Here is an 18055-nt window from a genome sequence, read left to right on the forward strand (position 1 = left end):
GTACACAAGTCAGAAGTATTTCACGCACCACGCACCAATTTACAAATCCGTCAGTAGTCTTGCTTTTTTCAGAATAAATTGCAGTACGGTCTCGGAGCGAGAAATAATATCGGCTGCACCTTCCATCCCAGGTTGCAACCGACAGACGCGATCGCCTGTACTGACAAATTCATTATCCGGCTGAATCGTCACTTCATAGATAGACGGGGCGATCGCTCCTAACCCCGCGCTAGCTGCGGGTATTGCATCTGGAGCAACAGCTTGAACTACACCTCTGAGAGTGCCGTAATCGGGATAAGGACAAGCAGAAACACGCATTTGAACTTGTTGCCCGGGTTTGACTTTGCTAATATCTGGTTCTGCGACACGAGCTTTCACCACTAAGGAAGCGTCACGGGGAGCAATTTGGGCGATCGCATCCCCCATGCCTACCACCTGTCCTGAGTTACGCAGTTCTAGCTTGAGAATTGTGCCATCTGTAGGGGCAAGAATAAATGTCTTTCTCAGTTCCAAGCCAGTTTGTTGTAGTTCTTTTGTATCCCGCTCTTGTTGATTTTGCAGGGCAATTTTGTTAACGATCAGGTTTTCGCGCTCTCTGTTTAATGCAGCTACAGTTGCAAGTCCTCTGGCTTTGGCTTGAGCAATCTGCTCGTTAGCTATAATCACCGTGGCATTACTAGGATTGAGGCTGGCTTCAGCTTGTTTGAGTTTGGCTTTAGCTGCTTTGAAAGCTTGTTCTTTTTCCTTAACTTGCAATTGGGCGATCGCACCTGTATTTGCTAGTTGTAGATATCTTTGCTTCTCTTCCTGTGCCAATCCTAGAGCAGCTTGAGCTGCTTGTACTTCTGCAATTGTGGCAATTTCCTTAGTTTGATATTCTCTACGTTGCAACATCAGTTCCGCGGCTGTCGCAGCTACAGAACGCTGCATTAAGTTTGTCTCAGCAGCTATCTGACGATCTAAGGAATTAAGTTGAGCTGTAATTTGTACTAATTGTAAGTGGCTCTGCTGAATGTTGGTTTGCAATTGTTGTTTCTTAGTTTGAAGTTGTGAATTGTCGATCTCAGCAATTGGCTCACCTTTTTTTACAGCTTGATTTTCTTGCACGTTAATGCTTGTAATCGTTCCCTCTGTTGCTGCCTGAACAACCCGTAGTTCTCCGCTCGGACGGATATTTGCAGGTGCTTTGACTGTGACGTTGTAGCTGAGCGTGGCAGCTAGAGACACTCCTACACTAAAAATAGCGATCGCCATCCCGCCGCCGAGCGTTGTCAAAGAACCGATTGGGGGGATAAACTCATCAGTTTCAACTGCACCAAAATTGGGATCGATTTCGCTTATCATGGCTACAAACTCTTAGTTCGGCACTTAAATTCCATACCTAGAAAAACTAGGTTATTCAGGCAGTTAGAAAGAGGAAGTTTCTAGATAATCATCTTGGGAAACATCAATTGTTCCCCTACTCCAAATGGAGATTGCCATGCAATTGGCTCTATTATCACTGGTTTGTCTCGTTTCCCTTTTTGAGAATCTGAGTCTGTACTACCTCCATCTGATGTTTCGGTTTTAATGTAATACTGCTTGTTGTTTTCGTACACCTTACCACCAGCCACAGTCTCTTGTTGCTCCTCAGATAAGTCTAGAAATAATTCTAAGGATTGGTTCTTGGAAAAGAACATGTTTGATACCTCGCTTATTGATTGCTATCCACTTAGTCAAGCTAAAACTATCAACAAGAAAACTGCCCGCCTCCTTGTAGGAAGTCTAATAAAAAGATTCCAGAGCCTTGTTCCTTTGCATTGTTCTTATTTGTGCAACGAGACGATCGGAGCGTGCAAAATGAAGAATTTAGGAGGCTCTGGAATCTATTCTCAGGTAGTTTGTGCAGATAAACGCTCTACCTTATCGCAGTTTTTTGTCAAATGTTGCACGTCACGTAAATTAGCTTAATTTGGCAAAGAAATCCTTATAAGCTGCGGTATTAACATTGAGAGTATCGTGCTTGAAGCTTTGCAGATTCGTACTGCCCTTTGGAGTCGATTCCTGAGCCACTTCTAGGTTTGTTATGGTTTCATCAGTTTTGAAATGAGTCGCCAGCTTATCTTTCAAAACATCGCCTGAGCTGCCACCACCTGCAACCAACTGCTGCTGATCCTCAGACAATTCCACAAATAATTCAGACTTGATATTATTAGCGATCATGGGAAAATCTCCTGTGTTTAAACTAGTGATAGCGCTTACTAATTGAGTTATCTCTAGTAAAGAGCTTGCGGATTTATTGCCGAAATAAATTAACCTAATTTAGCAAAGAAATCTTTATAAGCTGCGGTACTAATATCGAGAGTACCGTGCTTGAAGCTTTGTAGATTCGTGCTACCTTCAGGACCTGACTGTTGAGCTACATCCAGGTTGGTTAAACTGTTATTGGCTTTGTAGTAAGTAGCAAGTTTGTCGCGAAGCTCATCCCCTGTAGAACCACCACCTGTAACTACTTGTTGTTGCTCGTCGGATAAATCTAAAAACAATCCAGATTGCATATTTGTATCGAACATAGCTTTAGCTCCTTCTAAAATTAGATGTTAGATATTCAACCACTAACTGCATAAGAAATTGAATATCTATCTATTAACAAGATAGAAAAAGCAACTGTCGAATTCCACAGCGTATCTCCCCAATACACTAGGTATTTACCCTAAGTATATCTACTGGCGTTTTTCTCTTTAATACAGAATTACACATTTAATTTCTATAGTGTATTTACCTAAAAAACTAGGTATGTCCCCTGAGTGAGATTACGCTCAGCTAAAAAATTCAAACTAACATCTATCTTTCAGATGATATACGTTAAGAGAGACTATTTTTCTTGCTGATTTACCATCAAAAATAGTCTGCAACATAAAACCAAGCTATTGCAGAAGCTATTCTGTCTATTGAGTTAGCGATCGCTACTCAAAGGCAAAATATTAGCAACTTCTGCATCTAGCTTGGTTGAGAAAATAAATATTTTCAATCTTTAGACTTAGCGCTGTTAACCGTCAACTATTAACCATCAACTATTAATTAGATGGCGTTCTCTGGCAAAGCACGCAAGTTCTACTCTATTGTTGGTTCCAGTTTTACACAGTAAATTACTAACATACTTTTCTACTGTTCGAGGACTGAGGTATAAGCTAGAACCTATTTGAGAATTTGATAAACCTTTGACTAAAAGTTGAAGTACTGCTTGTTCTCTCTTAGTTAAGGAAAAATCATCGAACGTCTTAGTATCAGTTGTCCTTTCCTGTTGGTGCTGGTAAGGATTATAGCGCGGTGTATCGACTCGAATAGTTGGTTCTTCTTGGCTTGAAGGATAGTGTATTGTATTATAGGTTTTGCCTTGTTGCTGTTCCATATTTTGTTGTTGAAGCCGTAAGCGCCATTCCCACTGCATTAATTGGGATATTAACTGCGATCGCTCTAGTAAATTACGCACCACAGCATATAATTCATTCAATTCAAAGGGTTTGGCTAAATATGCATCTCCCCCTACTTGATAGCCGCGAATTCTTCCTTCAGTATCTGTTCGTGCTGTCAAAAACATTACGGGTAGGAGTCGAAATGTTGGATGCTGACGTATCCACTCAATTAACTCGTAGCCATCCATCTCTGGCATACTAATATCAGTAATGACGAGATGCGGTTGACATTCCTCAATCTGCTTCTGCGCTTCTTTCCCATTCTCAGCTGCGATCGCTGAATATCCCCACTGCTTCAAAGAACAACTCACCAGCAGACGAATAGCCGGATCGTCATCGACGACAAGGATTAATAATGACATATTGTAAATTTTTCTCTAACTATTTTGAGTTAGCTGCCGCGAACTGACTGCCTAGTAGAAGATAGACAGTCCCCGATCTAGAGAAATTGGAATTCCTTGACACCCTGAGAATAGAAACTTGAGTTCTCTTTGTTCTCTCTTATTTTTTTATCGATACCAACTTGAATCTAAAAAAGTATGAGTGTTTTATTCTTTATTCTGTTACAGAGTATACTCTATTTTTTTCTTTTTTTTCAATTGTACTGTCTTTGAAAAGCAGACAATCTACCATAAGTCAGAGTTCTCTAGTTTGAATTTATGTAACCAAACTTACTGTAAGTGAAATACAACTTTTTTGGTAAAAATTGCTACTAATAAAAACTGATGCTTACTTGTCACATTCTACTACTAAAATCGCCCTGCTTGTTTCAGTTTACTGATTTGCTAGTTGCTACCATTTTGCGATCGCCTAAAATTTCGGTTTCGATGCTGAGAGAACTGGAGTAGTTAGTATCAATCGACAAAGTCATTGAAGGGAATAGATACGATAATCAACTGTTTTCATCTTAATGGGTAAAAAAGCAATCCTTCCTTTCACCCATAGACACTAGACCAAATAAGGGTTTTAATGATCTTAGCCCCGCGTCTTATCTGTCTATGTCCTCATCCCTGCAACCACCATACATACAGGATTTCACTCACTTCGAGCAGCACGTAGCCAGAATTTTTCACAGACACGGGTGGACGGTTGTGACTCCCGAACAAAACCAAGCAGGTTACGATTTAGTTGTCAGTAAAAGCAATATTGTGGCAGCTGTTCAAGTCAAGTGGCTCAAAAATAACGTTGCCGCACCGCAAATTTTAAAGTTTGTTGATTTTCTTGAATCTCCAGCAGCTTGTCAGTTTAATTATGGTATTTTCATTACTACAAAAGATTATAGTGGACCAGCTCGCGCCCTAATTAAATCTTGGGGAAAAGATGCGAGAATTCGCTGTGGCATCGCTTCCGAACATAAAATTACTTGGGTAAATGGCGATGACGGTACACCTCCACCCCAACCACCAAAACAAGACAAGATTTATTTTGGGATTTTCACTTGTAAAGGTGGAGTTGGAAAAACCACAGTTGCAGCGCACTTAGCAGGAGCATTTGCCTTACAAGGATTCAATGTTGCTTTGGTAGATTTAGATCCAGAACAAAACTTACATAAATTAGTAGGAGATGGGGTTTACGTTCCTAATAGTAAAGGTACGGGTACAACTATTGAAGTCTACGATGCAAGAGCTTGGGATGAAAACGCCGCCCGTGATTGCAAAATAGTTATATGTGATTGTTCTCCTGCTTTAGAACGCAACCCAAGAGAACTAATTGAGAAATTTGATTATTGTATTATTCCTACAACTTTGAATCCTCTAGGTATTAATAAACATGGAATCGTGATTCAAGATACAGTGCAAAAAATTAGAAGTATTAATCAAGCTGCTCACCTATTTGTTTTAGTTAATAATTTTAGAGATCCAGGAATTAGACGATTCAAAATTTTAAAAGAGTCATTTTTATCGGTTTATAAACATATTAGCCAGAACGATAAGAAGTTTCATTGTATCGATCCAGAACAAGTTTGCATTCGTACTAGCGACCAACTATACTACTGGGGAATCCATATTCTAGAGAATCCCGATAATCCATCGAGTGAACTAGCATTTCAGCTTATCGGTGGCAAGTGTTATCCGCGAGATGATTTTATTAGCTTAGTCGATTACATAGAAAGAGAAGCAGGGATCGGAATTCTGCGAGAATAATAGGGGATATTGTCACTAGAACGCATAAACATGGAAGATTTTAATTTCATCACCCCTCTGGGACTATTTGCAGGAGTCCTGACAACGATCGCATACTTACCCCAGTTGGTCAAAACTTGGAAGACGAAATCAGCTCACGATCTTTCTTGGAGTATGCTCATCGTTTTATGTACGGGAATAATTCTGTGGTTGGTTTACGGCTTTTACGTACACGATATTCCTATCATCGCCGCCAATATCGTAACATTTATTTTCGCTGGAATGATTTTGATGCTGAAGATTCGCTATAAATCAGATCCTAGCGAAGAGAATTAACTTTGTCCAAATGTACCTCATAACCAATGTAGAGATGCACGAGATCGCGTCTCTACAAATTTTTCAACATAACTACCAACGCTGTTACACCTACAACAGTCATTAATCCTGCTGGCATGAATTTGCGTGTTTTTATCAGACGAGTAGTAAAAATAATCACTAATATTGCTGTAACTATAGCAGCTAACCCGAGACCCCAGGCTTGACCAAAAGATCGCGCAACTCCTCCCAGAATCAGCAATAACCCGCTAGCAGTACCAGAAATCAGCGAAGCCTTACTCTGAGCTTGCTTATAGCCAATCGCGCCGCCAACTATGGCTAAAATCCCATACGCGATCGCCGCAACCACACCTGGATTCATTACCTGAAGATTTGTTCAATAATTTAACTATTATTTCATTTTTTCAAACATATAAACGTATATTTTTGTATCCCAGAGCAATTTACCATCTACCAAGAATTTGTAATAAATTCTCCCAGACTCCAGTAGCGATCCTCCTCAAATTTAGTTGGTAAATCTTTTCATCTAGCACAATTCTCAGCTAACAGGAAAAATTCGATTGCCAACTAATGCTAATTGCTGCACATTCTCATTATGAGTATTTTCATCTGTAGTAAAGTGCTTGTCAATCAATTCTGCAACCTGCTCGGTTTGTACGCGGGTATATCTAGTTTTATCGGGCATCACCACGACATTTGGTCCAGCTTTGCACTGTTTGAGGCAACCAGTAGGCTTAATTTCTACCTCATTTTCCAAACCGCGCTCATTCAAAGATGCTTGTAATGCTTTACAAACTCCGTTTGCACCCCGTTTGACGCAATCAGACTTCTGACACACTAAGATACTAGCTTTTGCTTTGGTTTGTCGTTTAACAGGTGTAGCAGGAGTCATAGCTGGCGGTTGGCGATCGATAACGATCACTCGTTCTGCCTTCAATTTGAGCGAATCTTTTTTATAGTCAAACTTTCTCTCACCAAAAATTTGTACTACATCCCCTAAATTCAGGTTTAACTCCATAGGTGAACGCAGATACTTGGGTAGTTTGACTCGATATTCACCTTCTAAAGTGCCAACTTGCAAATATTTACGCTTATAGCCATCTTCTAATTCAAACCTGAGAAATTTTCCCTCTAAGCTAAAAGCCGATACTTCTTTACCAAAGCGACTACTCATTGCTTTATCACCTTCGGATGAACGACAACCAATGCTCGATCTACGGTTTTACCAGCACTGTTTTAACCACCACACCAAATCTTGGCGAGATGCAGTGAATTGTCTCAAAACACTACTCAATTGAACTGCCGTTGTGGGATCGGCTATCTCAACTTTTAATGGCTGTCCGGCATCGCACCAACAAGGAATCTCTAACTCTTGTAAACGTTGATACACCTGCCATCTATCTGCCCATTTCACTTCCACAATTTCTCTAACTTCCGGTTCGCAACCTAACGGCTTCAACCCCATACCCTCCGATGCTCAAATTACATTTCGTCATCTTATTGCCGTGACTAGCCGTGCTAGTTGCCGACAGTTTAACTTTACCCAATAGCATACCCTAAATGCAAATAATTCTCATGATATTTGCAAAAAACTTTCTTTAATCAAGGGTTGTCTCAACAGTCAAAAGCACTGAAATACATAGCGCTCGCGCTGTTTAAAGCTTGACTAGAGAGCGATAATGAAAGTAGCAGTGAGTTATCGATAACAGCATCACAACCAGCAAAGAGAGGAGAACCATGTCTGAGGCAACAATTCTACGGAACTTCGGTCAGGTATATGACAACCCTATTCTGCTCGATCGCAGTGTCACCACTCCTGTTTGCGAAGGATTAAATATTGCTCTTGCTAGCTTTCAGGGTTTGTACCTGCAATACCAAAAACATCATTTTGTTGTTGAGGGTGCAGAATTCTATATGCTGCATCAGTATTTCAGCGAAAGCTATGAAGAAGTCCAGGGACACGTTCACGATGTTGGCGAACGTTTAGATGGACTGGGTGGCGTACCCGTAGCTAGTTTTAGCCAACTCGCCCAGATGTGCTGCTTCGAGCCAGAACCAGACGGTGTTTTTGCTTGCCGTCAAATGGTAGAACACGACTTAGCAGCAGAACAGGCAATTATTGGGTTAATCCGTCGTCAAGCCGCTCAAGCAGAAAGTTTAGGCGATCGCGCTACCCGTTACTTATACGAGAAAATCCTACTCGAAACCGAAGAAAGAGCATATCACTTAGGGCATTTCCTCGCCCACGACAGCCTAACGTTAGGTTTTATGGGGAACGGTTCTAGGTAGGAGTGAGGAGTGAGGAGTGAGGGAAAGAAGAGAGCTGAGGGAGCTGGGGAGCAACTGCTATTCGCAATTTGCAATTAAGCAACTAAGCAACTTTTCGCTCCTCTCCCTCTTTTCTCTCTATAAGATTTTGTTTATGACTTCCGTTGCAGCGATCGCTAGCTAAAGATCGAATCGTAGGGACATTCCAGGTTTCTGTTCTCAGCTCCCTTGTCCCCCTTGTCCCCCTTGTCCCCCTTGTCCCCCTTGTCCCCCTTGTCCCCCTTGTCCCCCTTGTCCCCCTTGTCCCCCTTGTCCCCACTCCCTTCGGTCGTGGGGAAGAGCGAGTTCCCCCTTGTCCCCCTTGTCCCCCTTGTCCCCTGCTCCCTGCCTTACATCAACCTAAGTCACTCAAAACGCAAAATATTAAAACATTTACTGTTTTTTGTCTCCTCTGATGCATTCATTAGTCAAATTACTAGTTAACTTTGACTAAAAAATGCAACTTTTGTGTGCGTGAAACAGTTTAACTTTGGAGTGCGATCGCCCTGTGAGGGCGAGTCGTGGAGCTAACTCAACTCTCAAGCTGAGATAGAAAATGCAGGCAGTGGCAGTTTCCTCTCAGAAATGTTACAATTATTAATAGTGTAGAATGTTAATCTTAAGCGATCCAATGACCGATTGGAGGGTAGTAAAGCTGCTCTACCTGTAGAGACAGCTCTAAAATTAAATTTCCGCAAACAACTAGATGTTGTCCAATTCTTGTAACACTATAGCCTTCTGCTGTCTGGATACGTAACAGAAAAAGCTTGTCTCATCAGCAGAGGGCTTGGTAGTGAAATAAGTGTTACTCTTTTATTTCCACACAGCTGCTTACTACTGATAAAGAAACCTAGCGCCATGAAAACCGCTCAGACAACCACTGACCTTGTACGTACTTACTTGCGTGAGATTGGTCGTGTTCCATTACTGACCCACGAGCAGGAGATTGTATATGGCAAGCAAGTGCAGCGACTCAGCACCCTGTACGCGCTCCAAGAAGAGTTAGTTGCAAAGCTGGGGCGCGAACCAACCCTAGAAGAGTGGAGTGAAGCAGCACGAATAGATAAAACAGCCTTATCTACAGCGATCGCCGAAGGAGAAATTGCTAAACGCAGAATGGTAGAAGCTAACCTGCGACTAGTCGTCTCCGTCGCTAAAAAGTACATCAAGCGTAACGTAGACTTATTGGATTTAATCCAAGAAGGGACGATCGGGATGCAGCGGGGTGTAGAGAAGTTTGACCCAACTAAAGGTTATAGATTTTCTACTTATGCTTATTGGTGGATTCGGCAAGCAATCACGCGGGCGATCGCCGAAAAAGGACGAACCATTCGCCTACCGATTCACATTACAGAAAAATTAAACAAAATCAAAAAAGCACAGCGTCAACTCTCTCAAAATCTAGGACGCGCCCCAAGTATCGTGGAGTTAGCTACAGCACTAGAACTCACACCCAAACAGGTACGCGAGTATTTAGAAAGAGCGAGATTACCACTATCGTTAGATTTGCGGGTAGGAGACAACCAAGATACAGAATTGGGCGAACTATTAGAGGATACGAGTCTTTCCCCAGAAGAATTCGTGACTGAGTCCTGCTTATCTACCGATATTGAGAAGCTGATGGCGGATTTGACTCCGCAGCAGCGGGAAGTTTTATCATTACGCTTTGGCTTAGCTGACGGACAAGCAATGACGTTAGCCAAGATTGGCGATCGCCTCAATATCAGCCGCGAACGGGTACGCCAAATCGAGCGCGAAGCCCTCACCAAGCTCCGCAAGCGTAAAGCAGACCTCGACCAGTATTTGGCTAGCTAGGAAGCAGGGGAAAAGAAAGCTGAGCGAGCTGAGGGAGAAAAAACGACCAACTACCAATTACTTGTAATCCCCATCGTGGAGCAACAACCCTCCAAATTTAGTTCGGTTTTGCCACCTATCATATCCGCGCCTACCTGTTACATTAAATTTACATAAAGACGCTATTTGTCGGCTAAATTGTAAACAACACTAACAGCAAGTCGATCGGTTACAATTTGGCAACCGAACTGTAAGGGAGGTCATCAGTGAACGACTCATCACATCAAGTTTCCGAGTTTTTCCCAGGAGAATCAAAGGACAGCGATTCCTTATGGCAATACGTCCAGTCGCTAAGTCCAGAGGCTATTACTCAGCTATCCCAGCCTAGCTCTACTGAAGTATTCCAGATGATCGAGCGTAATATCATCGGTATGTTAGGTAGTTTACCTGGAGAAAATTTCGGTATAACAATTACAACTAACCGTGAAAGTTTGGGTAGATTACTCGCTTCAGCAATGATTAGTGGTTATTTCTTACGCAATGCCGAACAACGCATGATGTTTGAAAAGTCCCTAGAAGCAACGGAAGTCATCGGGACACAGGAATAACTAAAACAAACCGTCCATGACTTCAAAACCCATTTCAATTCCGCATAAAATCATCGGCGTGGGCGTTCTGTGGAACGCTCAACAACAAATTTTAATCGATCGCCGTCGCCCAGAGGGGGCAATGGGCGGATTGTGGGAATTCCCCGGCGGAAAATTGGAGCCAGGAGAGACGGTAGAAGAATGCATCAGGCGCGAACTGATGGAAGAGTTAGGGGTAGAAGTTGAAGTCGGCGATCGCCTCATCACTATCGAACACGACTACTCTCATTTGCGCGTAACGCTAGCAGTACACCACTGTCATTATTTGGGTGGAGTCCCTCAGCCGATCGAGTGTGCGGAGATCCGTTGGGTAACTCTAGATGAAATTGAACAATACAACTTTCCTGCGGCTAACGTGCAGATTATTGCTGCAATAAAAGATTATAAATAATGAGTAGGGGCGCACACCTGTGCGCCCCTACTCATTACAAAGAATAAACCGGCAGCGTGAAATGGAAACAACTGCCTCCATTAGGGGCTGAGTCTACCCAAATTTGCCCGTAGTGCGCTCTAATAATCCGTTGACACAAAGCTAAACCGATACCATAACCATCTTTAGCTTCATCGCGCTTGAGGCGGAACCGCTCTTCAAAGATGCGATCGTAATTTTCTTCAGGAATTCCAGGTCCAGTATCGCAAACGCTGACTTGTACCTTCTGCGTTGTGCGGTGCAGGCAAGAAATGCGGATCGTACCTCCTTCAGGAGTATACTTCATCGCATTGTCAAGCAAGTTGATCAAGACTTGCCTTACCCTTTCCCGGTCGGCATAAACCGCAGGTAAATCGTTAGGAAGATCGGTTTGGATAGATTGCGATTTGGTAAAAGCGCGGTCTTGGATATGTGCTTCTACATCTTGGTATAACTCGATCAAATCTAGCTTGTGGGGTTGAATTTGTAGTTCGGCACTAGAACCCCGCGTTACCTGTAACAAACTCGCAATCATGCGATCGATAATCTTAGCTTGGCTGCGGGCTTGTTTGAACAACTGGGTTAATAAAGCAGGCGATGCAGAAAAACCCCCCTTTTTAGTCGATAGAAATTGAGCTTCGAGAGTTTCTACAGCAATAGACACAGCGGTCAGAGGATTGCGCAGGTCGTGCGCTACCATTGCAATAATTCGATCTTTAAACTGAAGCTGCTCCAATAACCTCTCCTGCTCGCGTTTGAGGCGAAAGACTTCATCGGAAAGCCGAATTACTTCTACCGAATCAGCTACAGAACGAATTGCGGCGACATTGGAAGTACCGTAATTGCCCGAGTTGTTTAAGTTTTCTAAATCCTTCGGTTTCGTTGAGGTTTCGGCTAACTCTGCTACCAAATTTGCCTGAGCCTCAGCTGATTGCTGCCACCGCAGCCACCAGTTACTTAGTTGCTCGATCAAATTACTTCCAGCCAGAATTTGTCTTGGTTCTGGATAAATTTTGATCAAAGCTGGTGTAGCCACCAGTTTGAAGTGTTCTGCTAGATACGGTTGTTCCCCGACATTAACAATCTGTAATTCAAACGGGTACTCAGCTTGTAGCTGCTTGAGATAACGACGAATTTGCTGTATTTGCTGTCGCGAACTGGGACGCTCATCTACAAATAGCAGTAGTTGAAGCCTAGCTTCAGTCGAGGTCGGCTGTTCAGAAGAAACCTGCATGCAATCTTGTTTCAGCACGGGCAACTAACAGGTAACGCTTAGTGAGAGGTCAAAGAAGTAGCCATAGCGGATTATAAATCAGCCTCCTCTTAAATTTAATATCTATTTTAGTTTTTGCATATAGCTAAGATGTTAAGGAGCGTAGAATTACAGATATTGGGCAGTCCTACGCTAGCGTAAAACTAGTACATATACTGAAAAACCGTGTTGTTTTCAAAAAGCGCTCGATTAGCTAGTTTAACCTGCTTATTGCTGGCTGTAACTGCCTGCGCCAATAGTCCTAACGCTCAGCAGTTGGAGCGCACTTTAGCTGCCGATCCTGAGTTGGAGACCAATCGACCGTTTAGTAATTCTGGCACTTCTGCGCCATCCACCAATTCAGCTCGGCAAAATCAGCCGAATGGGGCGATCGCCCAGCTACCATCTGACTTCCCTTCAGAAATTCCGCGCTATCCCGAGGCTCAGTTAGTGGCATCTGTACCAGCGGAAAACGAGTCTTCGCCGCCAGAAACTCGGTGGGTAACTGGCGATCCGATCAACGTCGTGCAAAGCTTTTACCAAAAAGAATTTCAGTCGAATAACTGGCAAATTGTCAATCCGCCATCGGGGGGAGAAACAGATAACACGACGATTGAGGCGCGACGGAACGATCTGTTAGTAAAAATTGCGATCGCGCCAAGAACGACATCTACCCCTCCGCCTAATGCGACTCCTACACCCAACCAGCCGAACCCTGGAATAGATCCTGCTGCTAGCACGGAATTTACCATTCAGTATCAGCGAAATGCTCCAGCTACAGCCGCCACTCCTACACCCTCACCCCAAACCAGCGGGGAAAACTCAGCTCAGACACAGACAGGCAACTCAGTCACTTCTGACACAGCCGAGCGAAGCTTCAACGACCTGAGCCAAGCTCCTCAAGAATTGCAACAATATATTACAGATCTGGCAGCTTTGGGTGTATTGCCCCTCGAACCAACTAACGCCAAAAGCAGCCAAGCCGATCCCGTCCGCCAGTTCAATCCAAGCAAGATTGTCAGCCGCCGGGAATTTGCTCGTTGGTTGTTTGAAGCTAATAACCGCATTCAAGCCACTCGTCCAGCACTACAAATTCGAGCCGCATCAGCCGCAGCTCAACCAGCATTTCGAGATGTACCGCGAAACGATCCCGATTTCTCCGTTATCCAGGGACTCGCGGAAGCCGGGTTAATTCCCAGTTCCTTGTCAGGAGACGGAACGGCGGTTTTATTCCGTCCTGATGCCCCGTTAACGCGGGAACAGTTGATTCTTTGGAAAGTCCCTCTAGATACCCGCCAAGCCTTGCCTAACGCCTCCTTAGAGGCTGTCAAAGAATCATGGGGATTCCAAGATGCAGCGCGGAGCGATCCCAAAGCTTTACGTGCGGTAATTGCAGATTTTCAAAACGGAGAGCAGTCAAATATTCGCAGGGTTTTTGGATATACCACGCTGTTACAGCCGAAAAAACCCGTTACCCGCGCCGAAGCTGCATCAGCAATTTGGTTTTTTGGTAATGGCGGTGAGGGGATGACGGCTCAAGAAGCCCTGAAAGCACAACAGCAGCCGCAAAACACCCAACAACCCCAAAATCAGCCGCCAAATCAGCCTCAAGCGCAACCAACATCACCATAAAAAGTCACCCACGATTGACTCGGGCGCGATCGCATTCTGAATCGAATGTACTGATTTTTTGTGTAGAATTAGTTGCCGCAGGCATCGCACAACACTAAATCTTGTAATATCTTTTACTGTAAGATTTTAAATCTGGAGACGATAAGTGTGAGCTAATTCGAGCGCTCTTGCTGAAAACTACTGTACTTTACACCCCCTGTACTTTAACAGCGATTGGTTATCATCCAGAAAATGAGTAATAGAGAATTTTAACTTATGAGTTCTTAAGTTATGGCTTTAACAGCTTCTACTATGTTGCCACTGGGGACTCTTGCCCCAGATTTTCAACTTCCAGATGTTGTTTCTGGCGACACGATCTCTTTATCTACATTTGCTGGCAAACAGGCTTTGCTAGTGATGTTTATCTGTCAGCATTGCCCTTTTGTCAAACACGTTAAAACGGAACTAGCACAACTCGGTAAAGATTACAATCACCAAAATGTAGGGATGGTTGCTATTAGTGCCAATGATATTCACAACTACCCCGATGACGCTCCCGAAAAGCTCAAAGCAATGGCAGTGGAATTAGATTTGCCATTCCCCGTATGCTATGACGCGAGCCAGGAAACAGCTAAGGCTTATACTGCTGCTTGCACTCCAGATTTCTTTTTGTTCGATGCAGGGCAAAAATTAGTTTATCGCGGACAGTTAGATGATAGCCGTCCTAGTAATGGTAAGCCTGTAACGGGTGCGGATTTACGAGCTGCTATTGATGCAATTCTTGCCTCGCGTCCCGTGCCTACCGAGCAAAAGCCTAGTGTTGGATGCAATATTAAGTGGAAACCTGGTAATGAACCTAGTTACTACGGCTAAAAAGGGAAACAAAGGAGCAGATTTGGGAATCTTATAATTAGAGTCTTGCTTCTGAGCAACTCTGTTAAACCGAACTATTTGAGGCGCTCTGATTTTGAGTCGGGAGCGCGAATTATTATGCCTGGCTCCAGCAGCCACAAATCATCCACACATGATTATTAAGTTATCTAGACAATGAAAATTTCGATTCTTGCTACCGTTACTTTGCTAGCTCCTCTTTGTTTCATGGCTTCAGCTCAGGCTTATAATCCCCAAGACCTAGCACAATTAAAACGGACAAATGCTTGTCCTCGATGTGACTTAAGTAACGCACCCCTGAATAACTTAAACCTCAGCAGAGCCAATTTGCGTAATGCCAATCTTCAAGGTGCTAACTTATCTCGTTCTATTCTGGCAGGTGCAGATTTAAGCGATGCAAATCTGGAGACAGCAAATATTTCAAGTGCTAATTTATTTGAGACATTACTGATTGGCGCAAACCTCAAGTCTGCTGTTCTTGTCAACTCGAACTTGACTGGTGCTGGTTTAATGGCTGCTAACTTAGAAGGTGCTAACCTCAGAGGAGCAATTATGGATTTAGTCAATTCACGAGGGGCAAGATATAGAGCGACAATCATGCCTAATGGTACGGTTACCCCAACTCCAACTTGGCGGTGACGATGGTAATGGGTAATGGGTAATGGGTAATGGGTAGTTGGTAGTTGACAGTTGAGAATTGAGTGTTAACCTTCAACTATCAACCTAACCCCTAATCCGCAATCCATAATCCCCGTTCATGCGATCGCTACCTAATCTCGATTCTCTTTCCTTGATAGAACTAGTGGCTCAGATGCTTGTGGTGAGAGCTTCTGGCTACTTGTTCGACCACCAGATTCTCTATCCTAGCTGGGAACCAACTACAGATAAGCTCAAGCGGTTGGTAGAACTAGGTGTAGGTGGTGCGATCCTGTTGGGTGGAAGTGCGGCAGAAATCGCTTTAAAAACGCAACAATTGCAATCCTGGGCGACAATTCCGTTATTAATTGCCGCTGATATTGAGGAAGGGGTAGGACAGCGTTTTGCTGGTGCAACTTGGTTTCCTCCACCAATGGCAATAGGAGCGATCGCATCCCACAACCTCAGTCTCGCCCAAACATATGCAGCTCAAATGGGGGCAGTTACCGCTCAAGAAGCCTTAGCAGTTGGAATTAACTGGGTGCTTGCTCCTGTAGTAGATGTCAACAACAACCCTGACAATCCTGTAATTAACGTCCGTTCCTTTGGCGACAATCCAGCGATCGTCAGCCAGCTAGCTAGTGCCTATATTCAAGGGGCAAAATCTTATCCCGTACTCACAGCAGCTAAGCATTTTCCTGGGCATGGGGACACGGCTGCTGATTCTCATTTAGATTTACCAGTCATTCCTCATTCTCCGGCAAGATTGGCAGAAATCGAACTACCACCTTTCCAAGCGGCGATCGCGGCTGGGGTAGATGCGGTGATGAGCGCCCATTTACTTATACCCAGTTGGGATGCAGAACATCCTGCTACCCTCTCATCGCACATTTTGACGCAACAGCTACGCCAGAACATGGGTTTTGAGGGTTTAATTGTTACCGATGCCTTAGTTATGGGAGCGATCGCCAATCGCTATGGAGCCAACGAAGCGCCTGTACTCGCAGTGGAAGCTGGAGCAGATATTTTACTGATGCCAGTCGATCCTGAAGGCGCAATTCAAGCTGTCTGTACTGCTGTTGAAACCGGACGCATCTCCAAAGAGCGAATTCGTGCTTCTGTAGAGCGGATCTGGAAGGCTAAGTTACAGGTTAGCGGCGAAAATAGGGAGCTGGGAGCTGGGACGAGCTGGGAGCTGGGAAGAAAGACAAGGGAGAGGGGGGAGACAGGGGAGACCAGGGAGAGGGGGAGACAGGGGAGACCAGGGAGAGGGGGGAGACAAGGGAGACCAGGGAGACCAGGGAGAGGGGGGAGACAAGGGAGACCAGGGAGACCAGGGAGAGGGGGGAGACAAGGGAGACAATTTTTGAGTTGGCTAAACCGGAAGCTTTTGCGGTCGTGAATGAGATTTTAAGTGCTTCCCAGGTTGTAGGGGGAAATGTGCCTTTGATGCCAGTGATGCCAGCACAATCTGCCTCAGAGTCACAAAATTTGCGGAATTTGATTGTGGTCGATGAGTTGCTTGGATGCGATTTCTTGCACCGCAAAGCACCTGCGATCGCTCTCCCTACTTTACACGGCTATACAACACAGCTTTGCGATCGCCATACCCCTGTTGTTTTTGAGACTGATGACGATTGCCCAACTTTACTCCAGCTGTTCATTCGCGGTAATCCTTTTCGCGGAAGTGCTGGAATCGCCCAAGTAGGACAGGTGTGGGTTAAGAAATTATTAGCTTCAGGTAATCTTCAAGCACTGGTAGTTTACGGTAGTCCGTATGTCCTCCAGCAGTTGCTGCCTATGCTACCGTCTATTCCTTATGCTTTCTCTTACGGGCAAATGCCAACAGCTCAGGCAGTTTCCTTGTCCGCTTTGTTTGCTAGGTCGATTTAGTTCTCTATCTTAAGATAGATTTTTTTGACTCTTCTATCTCACCTGAGTTAGATATGACAAAACCTTAACCCATTCCTAAACCAAAAAATATAGGATTAAAAGGGCTATGCACCAGCTCTTGAAAAAGTTCAAGCATAGACAGGTGGCGAACATTTTGTCAAGATTTGTTGACTGTCTCAATATTTGTTAATATATAGTTGAATGATATAACGTCAAAATAGGGATAATTTCAGTATAGTCAACTACAAAATTTTCAACTTCAATTAATTATTTACCCATCTGCCACCTTGAGAGAACAACACATCCGATACCCCGATCGAAACTTAGGTTAAAACTATGAGTGTAAATACGGTGCCACCAATCCGATATTCTTTGGACGTAATCCAAGATGAAGCCCGTCAGTTGGTTCAAAAAGGATTGGTTAGCCGCCAGCAGCCAATCTATACTCTGTGTCAGTACATTCCAGCACGGGAATGGGTTTGCATAGAGTGCGAATTAGAGCAATGTGATTTCTTGCTACGCGATCGCATCGGCGATCTGATTGGTAGAGAACAATGGGATAACGATTAAAAGGGCTATGGAATTAGAAACTAAGGGCTAGTGCAACGACGCACTAGCCCTTAGCGTTTTTAGCAAAAGAATCGTCAACTGAACAGCTCTTGAGAAGAGTGGCTAATAGTCGCGAATAATTAACTATTAGC

At 43.9% G+C, this 18055-nt stretch carries 20 protein-coding genes and 1 pseudogene; 11 read left to right on the top strand and 10 right to left on the bottom strand.

The window, feature by feature from the left end; translation table 11 throughout:
* Positions 1-39: 39 nt before the first annotated feature.
* The 5 genes from M5J74_RS17350 to M5J74_RS17370 form a co-directional block, all read right to left on the bottom strand.
* Positions 40-1344: an HlyD family secretion protein gene (locus M5J74_RS17350; protein ID WP_250012609.1), complete on the bottom strand. Its 1305-nt coding sequence runs from the start codon at positions 1342-1344 to the stop codon at positions 40-42.
* A gap of 80 nt (positions 1345-1424) precedes the next feature.
* Positions 1425-1679 (bottom strand): CTB family bacteriocin, encoded by a 255-nt coding sequence (locus tag M5J74_RS17355; protein ID WP_106169044.1) that lies wholly within the window; start codon positions 1677-1679, stop codon positions 1425-1427.
* A gap of 262 nt (positions 1680-1941) precedes the next feature.
* A complete protein-coding gene (locus M5J74_RS17360; protein WP_106169043.1) occupies positions 1942-2202 on the bottom strand; it encodes a CTB family bacteriocin in 261 nt (86 codons plus the stop codon).
* Positions 2203-2291: 89 nt separating this feature from the next.
* Positions 2292-2552, bottom strand: a complete 261-nt coding sequence (locus tag M5J74_RS17365; protein ID WP_250012610.1) for a CTB family bacteriocin — start codon at positions 2550-2552, stop codon at positions 2292-2294.
* Between the two features lie 497 nt (positions 2553-3049).
* Positions 3050-3817, bottom strand: a complete 768-nt coding sequence (locus M5J74_RS17370; RefSeq protein ID WP_106169041.1) for a response regulator transcription factor — start codon at positions 3815-3817, stop codon at positions 3050-3052.
* A 636-nt stretch (positions 3818-4453) separates the two neighbouring features.
* Between M5J74_RS17370 and M5J74_RS17375 the strand changes: the two genes are divergently transcribed.
* Positions 4454-5599: a restriction endonuclease gene (locus M5J74_RS17375; protein WP_015155337.1), complete on the top strand. Its 1146-nt coding sequence runs from the start codon at positions 4454-4456 to the stop codon at positions 5597-5599.
* A 30-nt stretch (positions 5600-5629) separates the two neighbouring features.
* The gene (locus tag M5J74_RS17380) at positions 5630-5914 is read left to right on the top strand and encodes a SemiSWEET family sugar transporter (RefSeq protein WP_015155338.1); all 285 of its coding nucleotides are present in this window, start codon (positions 5630-5632) and stop codon (positions 5912-5914) included.
* A 52-nt stretch (positions 5915-5966) separates the two neighbouring features.
* Here M5J74_RS17380 and M5J74_RS17385 read toward each other — a convergent pair whose 3' ends face one another.
* The 3 genes from M5J74_RS17385 to M5J74_RS17395 all read right to left on the bottom strand — a co-directional run bounded on the left by M5J74_RS17385 (position 5967) and on the right by M5J74_RS17395 (position 7379).
* Positions 5967-6275 carry a TMEM14 family protein gene (locus M5J74_RS17385; RefSeq protein ID WP_106216911.1) on the bottom strand — a complete coding sequence of 103 codons (309 nt, stop codon included), beginning with the start codon at positions 6273-6275 and terminating at the stop codon, positions 5967-5969.
* A gap of 177 nt (positions 6276-6452) precedes the next feature.
* Complete coding sequence (locus tag M5J74_RS17390) at positions 6453-7088, bottom strand: (2Fe-2S) ferredoxin domain-containing protein (RefSeq protein ID WP_015155340.1); 636 nt, start codon at positions 7086-7088, stop codon at positions 6453-6455.
* A gap of 48 nt (positions 7089-7136) precedes the next feature.
* Positions 7137-7379, bottom strand: a complete 243-nt coding sequence (locus tag M5J74_RS17395) for an Asr1405/Asl0597 family protein (RefSeq protein WP_015155341.1) — start codon at positions 7377-7379, stop codon at positions 7137-7139.
* A 272-nt stretch (positions 7380-7651) separates the two neighbouring features.
* Here M5J74_RS17395 and M5J74_RS17400 point away from each other — a divergent pair, with 272 nt between their 5' ends.
* Positions 7652-8203 (top strand): Dps family protein, encoded by a 552-nt coding sequence (locus M5J74_RS17400; RefSeq protein WP_015155342.1) that lies wholly within the window; start codon positions 7652-7654, stop codon positions 8201-8203.
* Positions 8204-8285: 82 nt separating this feature from the next.
* Here the strand turns inward: M5J74_RS17400 and M5J74_RS17405 are convergent, their stop codons facing one another.
* On the bottom strand, positions 8286-8501 hold the full coding sequence (locus tag M5J74_RS17405; protein WP_250012611.1) for a hypothetical protein: 216 nt from the start codon (positions 8499-8501) through the stop codon (positions 8286-8288).
* Positions 8502-9079: 578 nt separating this feature from the next.
* Here M5J74_RS17405 and M5J74_RS17410 point away from each other — a divergent pair.
* The 3 genes from M5J74_RS17410 to mutT all read left to right on the top strand — a co-directional run bounded on the left by M5J74_RS17410 (position 9080) and on the right by mutT (position 11053).
* A complete protein-coding gene (locus M5J74_RS17410) occupies positions 9080-10036 on the top strand; it encodes an RNA polymerase sigma factor, RpoD/SigA family (protein WP_015155343.1) in 957 nt (318 codons plus the stop codon).
* Positions 10037-10281: 245 nt separating this feature from the next.
* A complete protein-coding gene (locus tag M5J74_RS17415; protein WP_015155344.1) occupies positions 10282-10623 on the top strand; it encodes a DUF760 domain-containing protein in 342 nt (113 codons plus the stop codon).
* Positions 10624-10639: 16 nt separating this feature from the next.
* The gene (gene mutT, locus M5J74_RS17420) at positions 10640-11053 is read left to right on the top strand and encodes an 8-oxo-dGTP diphosphatase MutT (RefSeq protein WP_015155345.1); all 414 of its coding nucleotides are present in this window, start codon (positions 10640-10642) and stop codon (positions 11051-11053) included.
* A gap of 34 nt (positions 11054-11087) precedes the next feature.
* Here mutT and M5J74_RS17425 read toward each other — a convergent pair whose 3' ends face one another.
* Positions 11088-12323, bottom strand: coding sequence for a histidine kinase (locus M5J74_RS17425; RefSeq protein WP_181245397.1), 1236 nt, complete (start codon positions 12321-12323; stop codon positions 11088-11090).
* A 186-nt stretch (positions 12324-12509) separates the two neighbouring features.
* Here M5J74_RS17425 and M5J74_RS17430 point away from each other — a divergent pair, with 186 nt between their 5' ends.
* From M5J74_RS17430 to M5J74_RS17455, 5 genes and pseudogenes are all read left to right on the top strand, one after another.
* Positions 12510-13955 carry an S-layer homology domain-containing protein gene (locus M5J74_RS17430; protein WP_250012612.1) on the top strand — a complete coding sequence of 482 codons (1446 nt, stop codon included), beginning with the start codon at positions 12510-12512 and terminating at the stop codon, positions 13953-13955.
* Between the two features lie 270 nt (positions 13956-14225).
* The gene (locus M5J74_RS17435; RefSeq protein WP_015155348.1) at positions 14226-14807 is read left to right on the top strand and encodes a thioredoxin family protein; all 582 of its coding nucleotides are present in this window, start codon (positions 14226-14228) and stop codon (positions 14805-14807) included.
* Positions 14808-14981: 174 nt separating this feature from the next.
* Entirely contained in the window at positions 14982-15464 is a 483-nt protein-coding gene (locus tag M5J74_RS17440) for a pentapeptide repeat-containing protein (RefSeq protein WP_015155349.1), read from the top strand.
* A gap of 118 nt (positions 15465-15582) precedes the next feature.
* Positions 15583-17354 (top strand): annotated as a pseudogene (locus M5J74_RS17445) (glycoside hydrolase family 3 N-terminal domain-containing protein).
* Between the two features lie 336 nt (positions 17355-17690).
* Entirely contained in the window at positions 17691-17924 is a 234-nt protein-coding gene (locus M5J74_RS17455) for a DUF4327 family protein (protein WP_015155351.1), read from the top strand.
* Positions 17925-18055 lie beyond the last annotated feature (131 nt).

The organism is Chroococcidiopsis sp. CCNUC1 (genome assembly GCF_023546805.1).
Lineage (GTDB): Bacteria > Cyanobacteriota > Cyanobacteriia > Cyanobacteriales > Chroococcidiopsidaceae > Chroococcidiopsis > Chroococcidiopsis thermalis.

Coding starts and splice junctions, on each gene's coding strand:
- M5J74_RS17350 (WP_250012609.1), bottom strand. CDS start 1,344: ATGATAAGCGAAATCGATCCCAATTTTGGTGCAGTTGAAACTGATGAG.
- M5J74_RS17355 (WP_106169044.1), bottom strand. CDS start 1,679: ATGTTCTTTTCCAAGAACCAATCCTTAGAATTATTTCTAGACTTATCT.
- M5J74_RS17360 (WP_106169043.1), bottom strand. CDS start 2,202: ATGATCGCTAATAATATCAAGTCTGAATTATTTGTGGAATTGTCTGAG.
- M5J74_RS17365 (WP_250012610.1), bottom strand. CDS start 2,552: ATGTTCGATACAAATATGCAATCTGGATTGTTTTTAGATTTATCCGAC.
- M5J74_RS17370 (WP_106169041.1), bottom strand. CDS start 3,817: ATGTCATTATTAATCCTTGTCGTCGATGACGATCCGGCTATTCGTCTG.
- M5J74_RS17375 (WP_015155337.1), top strand. CDS start 4,454: ATGTCCTCATCCCTGCAACCACCATACATACAGGATTTCACTCACTTC.
- M5J74_RS17380 (WP_015155338.1), top strand. CDS start 5,630: ATGGAAGATTTTAATTTCATCACCCCTCTGGGACTATTTGCAGGAGTC.
- M5J74_RS17385 (WP_106216911.1), bottom strand. CDS start 6,275: ATGAATCCAGGTGTGGTTGCGGCGATCGCGTATGGGATTTTAGCCATA.
- M5J74_RS17390 (WP_015155340.1), bottom strand. CDS start 7,088: ATGAGTAGTCGCTTTGGTAAAGAAGTATCGGCTTTTAGCTTAGAGGGA.
- M5J74_RS17395 (WP_015155341.1), bottom strand. CDS start 7,379: ATGGGGTTGAAGCCGTTAGGTTGCGAACCGGAAGTTAGAGAAATTGTG.
- M5J74_RS17400 (WP_015155342.1), top strand. CDS start 7,652: ATGTCTGAGGCAACAATTCTACGGAACTTCGGTCAGGTATATGACAAC.
- M5J74_RS17410 (WP_015155343.1), top strand. CDS start 9,080: ATGAAAACCGCTCAGACAACCACTGACCTTGTACGTACTTACTTGCGT.
- mutT (WP_015155345.1), top strand. CDS start 10,640: ATGACTTCAAAACCCATTTCAATTCCGCATAAAATCATCGGCGTGGGC.
- M5J74_RS17435 (WP_015155348.1), top strand. CDS start 14,226: ATGGCTTTAACAGCTTCTACTATGTTGCCACTGGGGACTCTTGCCCCA.
- M5J74_RS17440 (WP_015155349.1), top strand. CDS start 14,982: ATGAAAATTTCGATTCTTGCTACCGTTACTTTGCTAGCTCCTCTTTGT.
- M5J74_RS17455 (WP_015155351.1), top strand. CDS start 17,691: ATGAGTGTAAATACGGTGCCACCAATCCGATATTCTTTGGACGTAATC.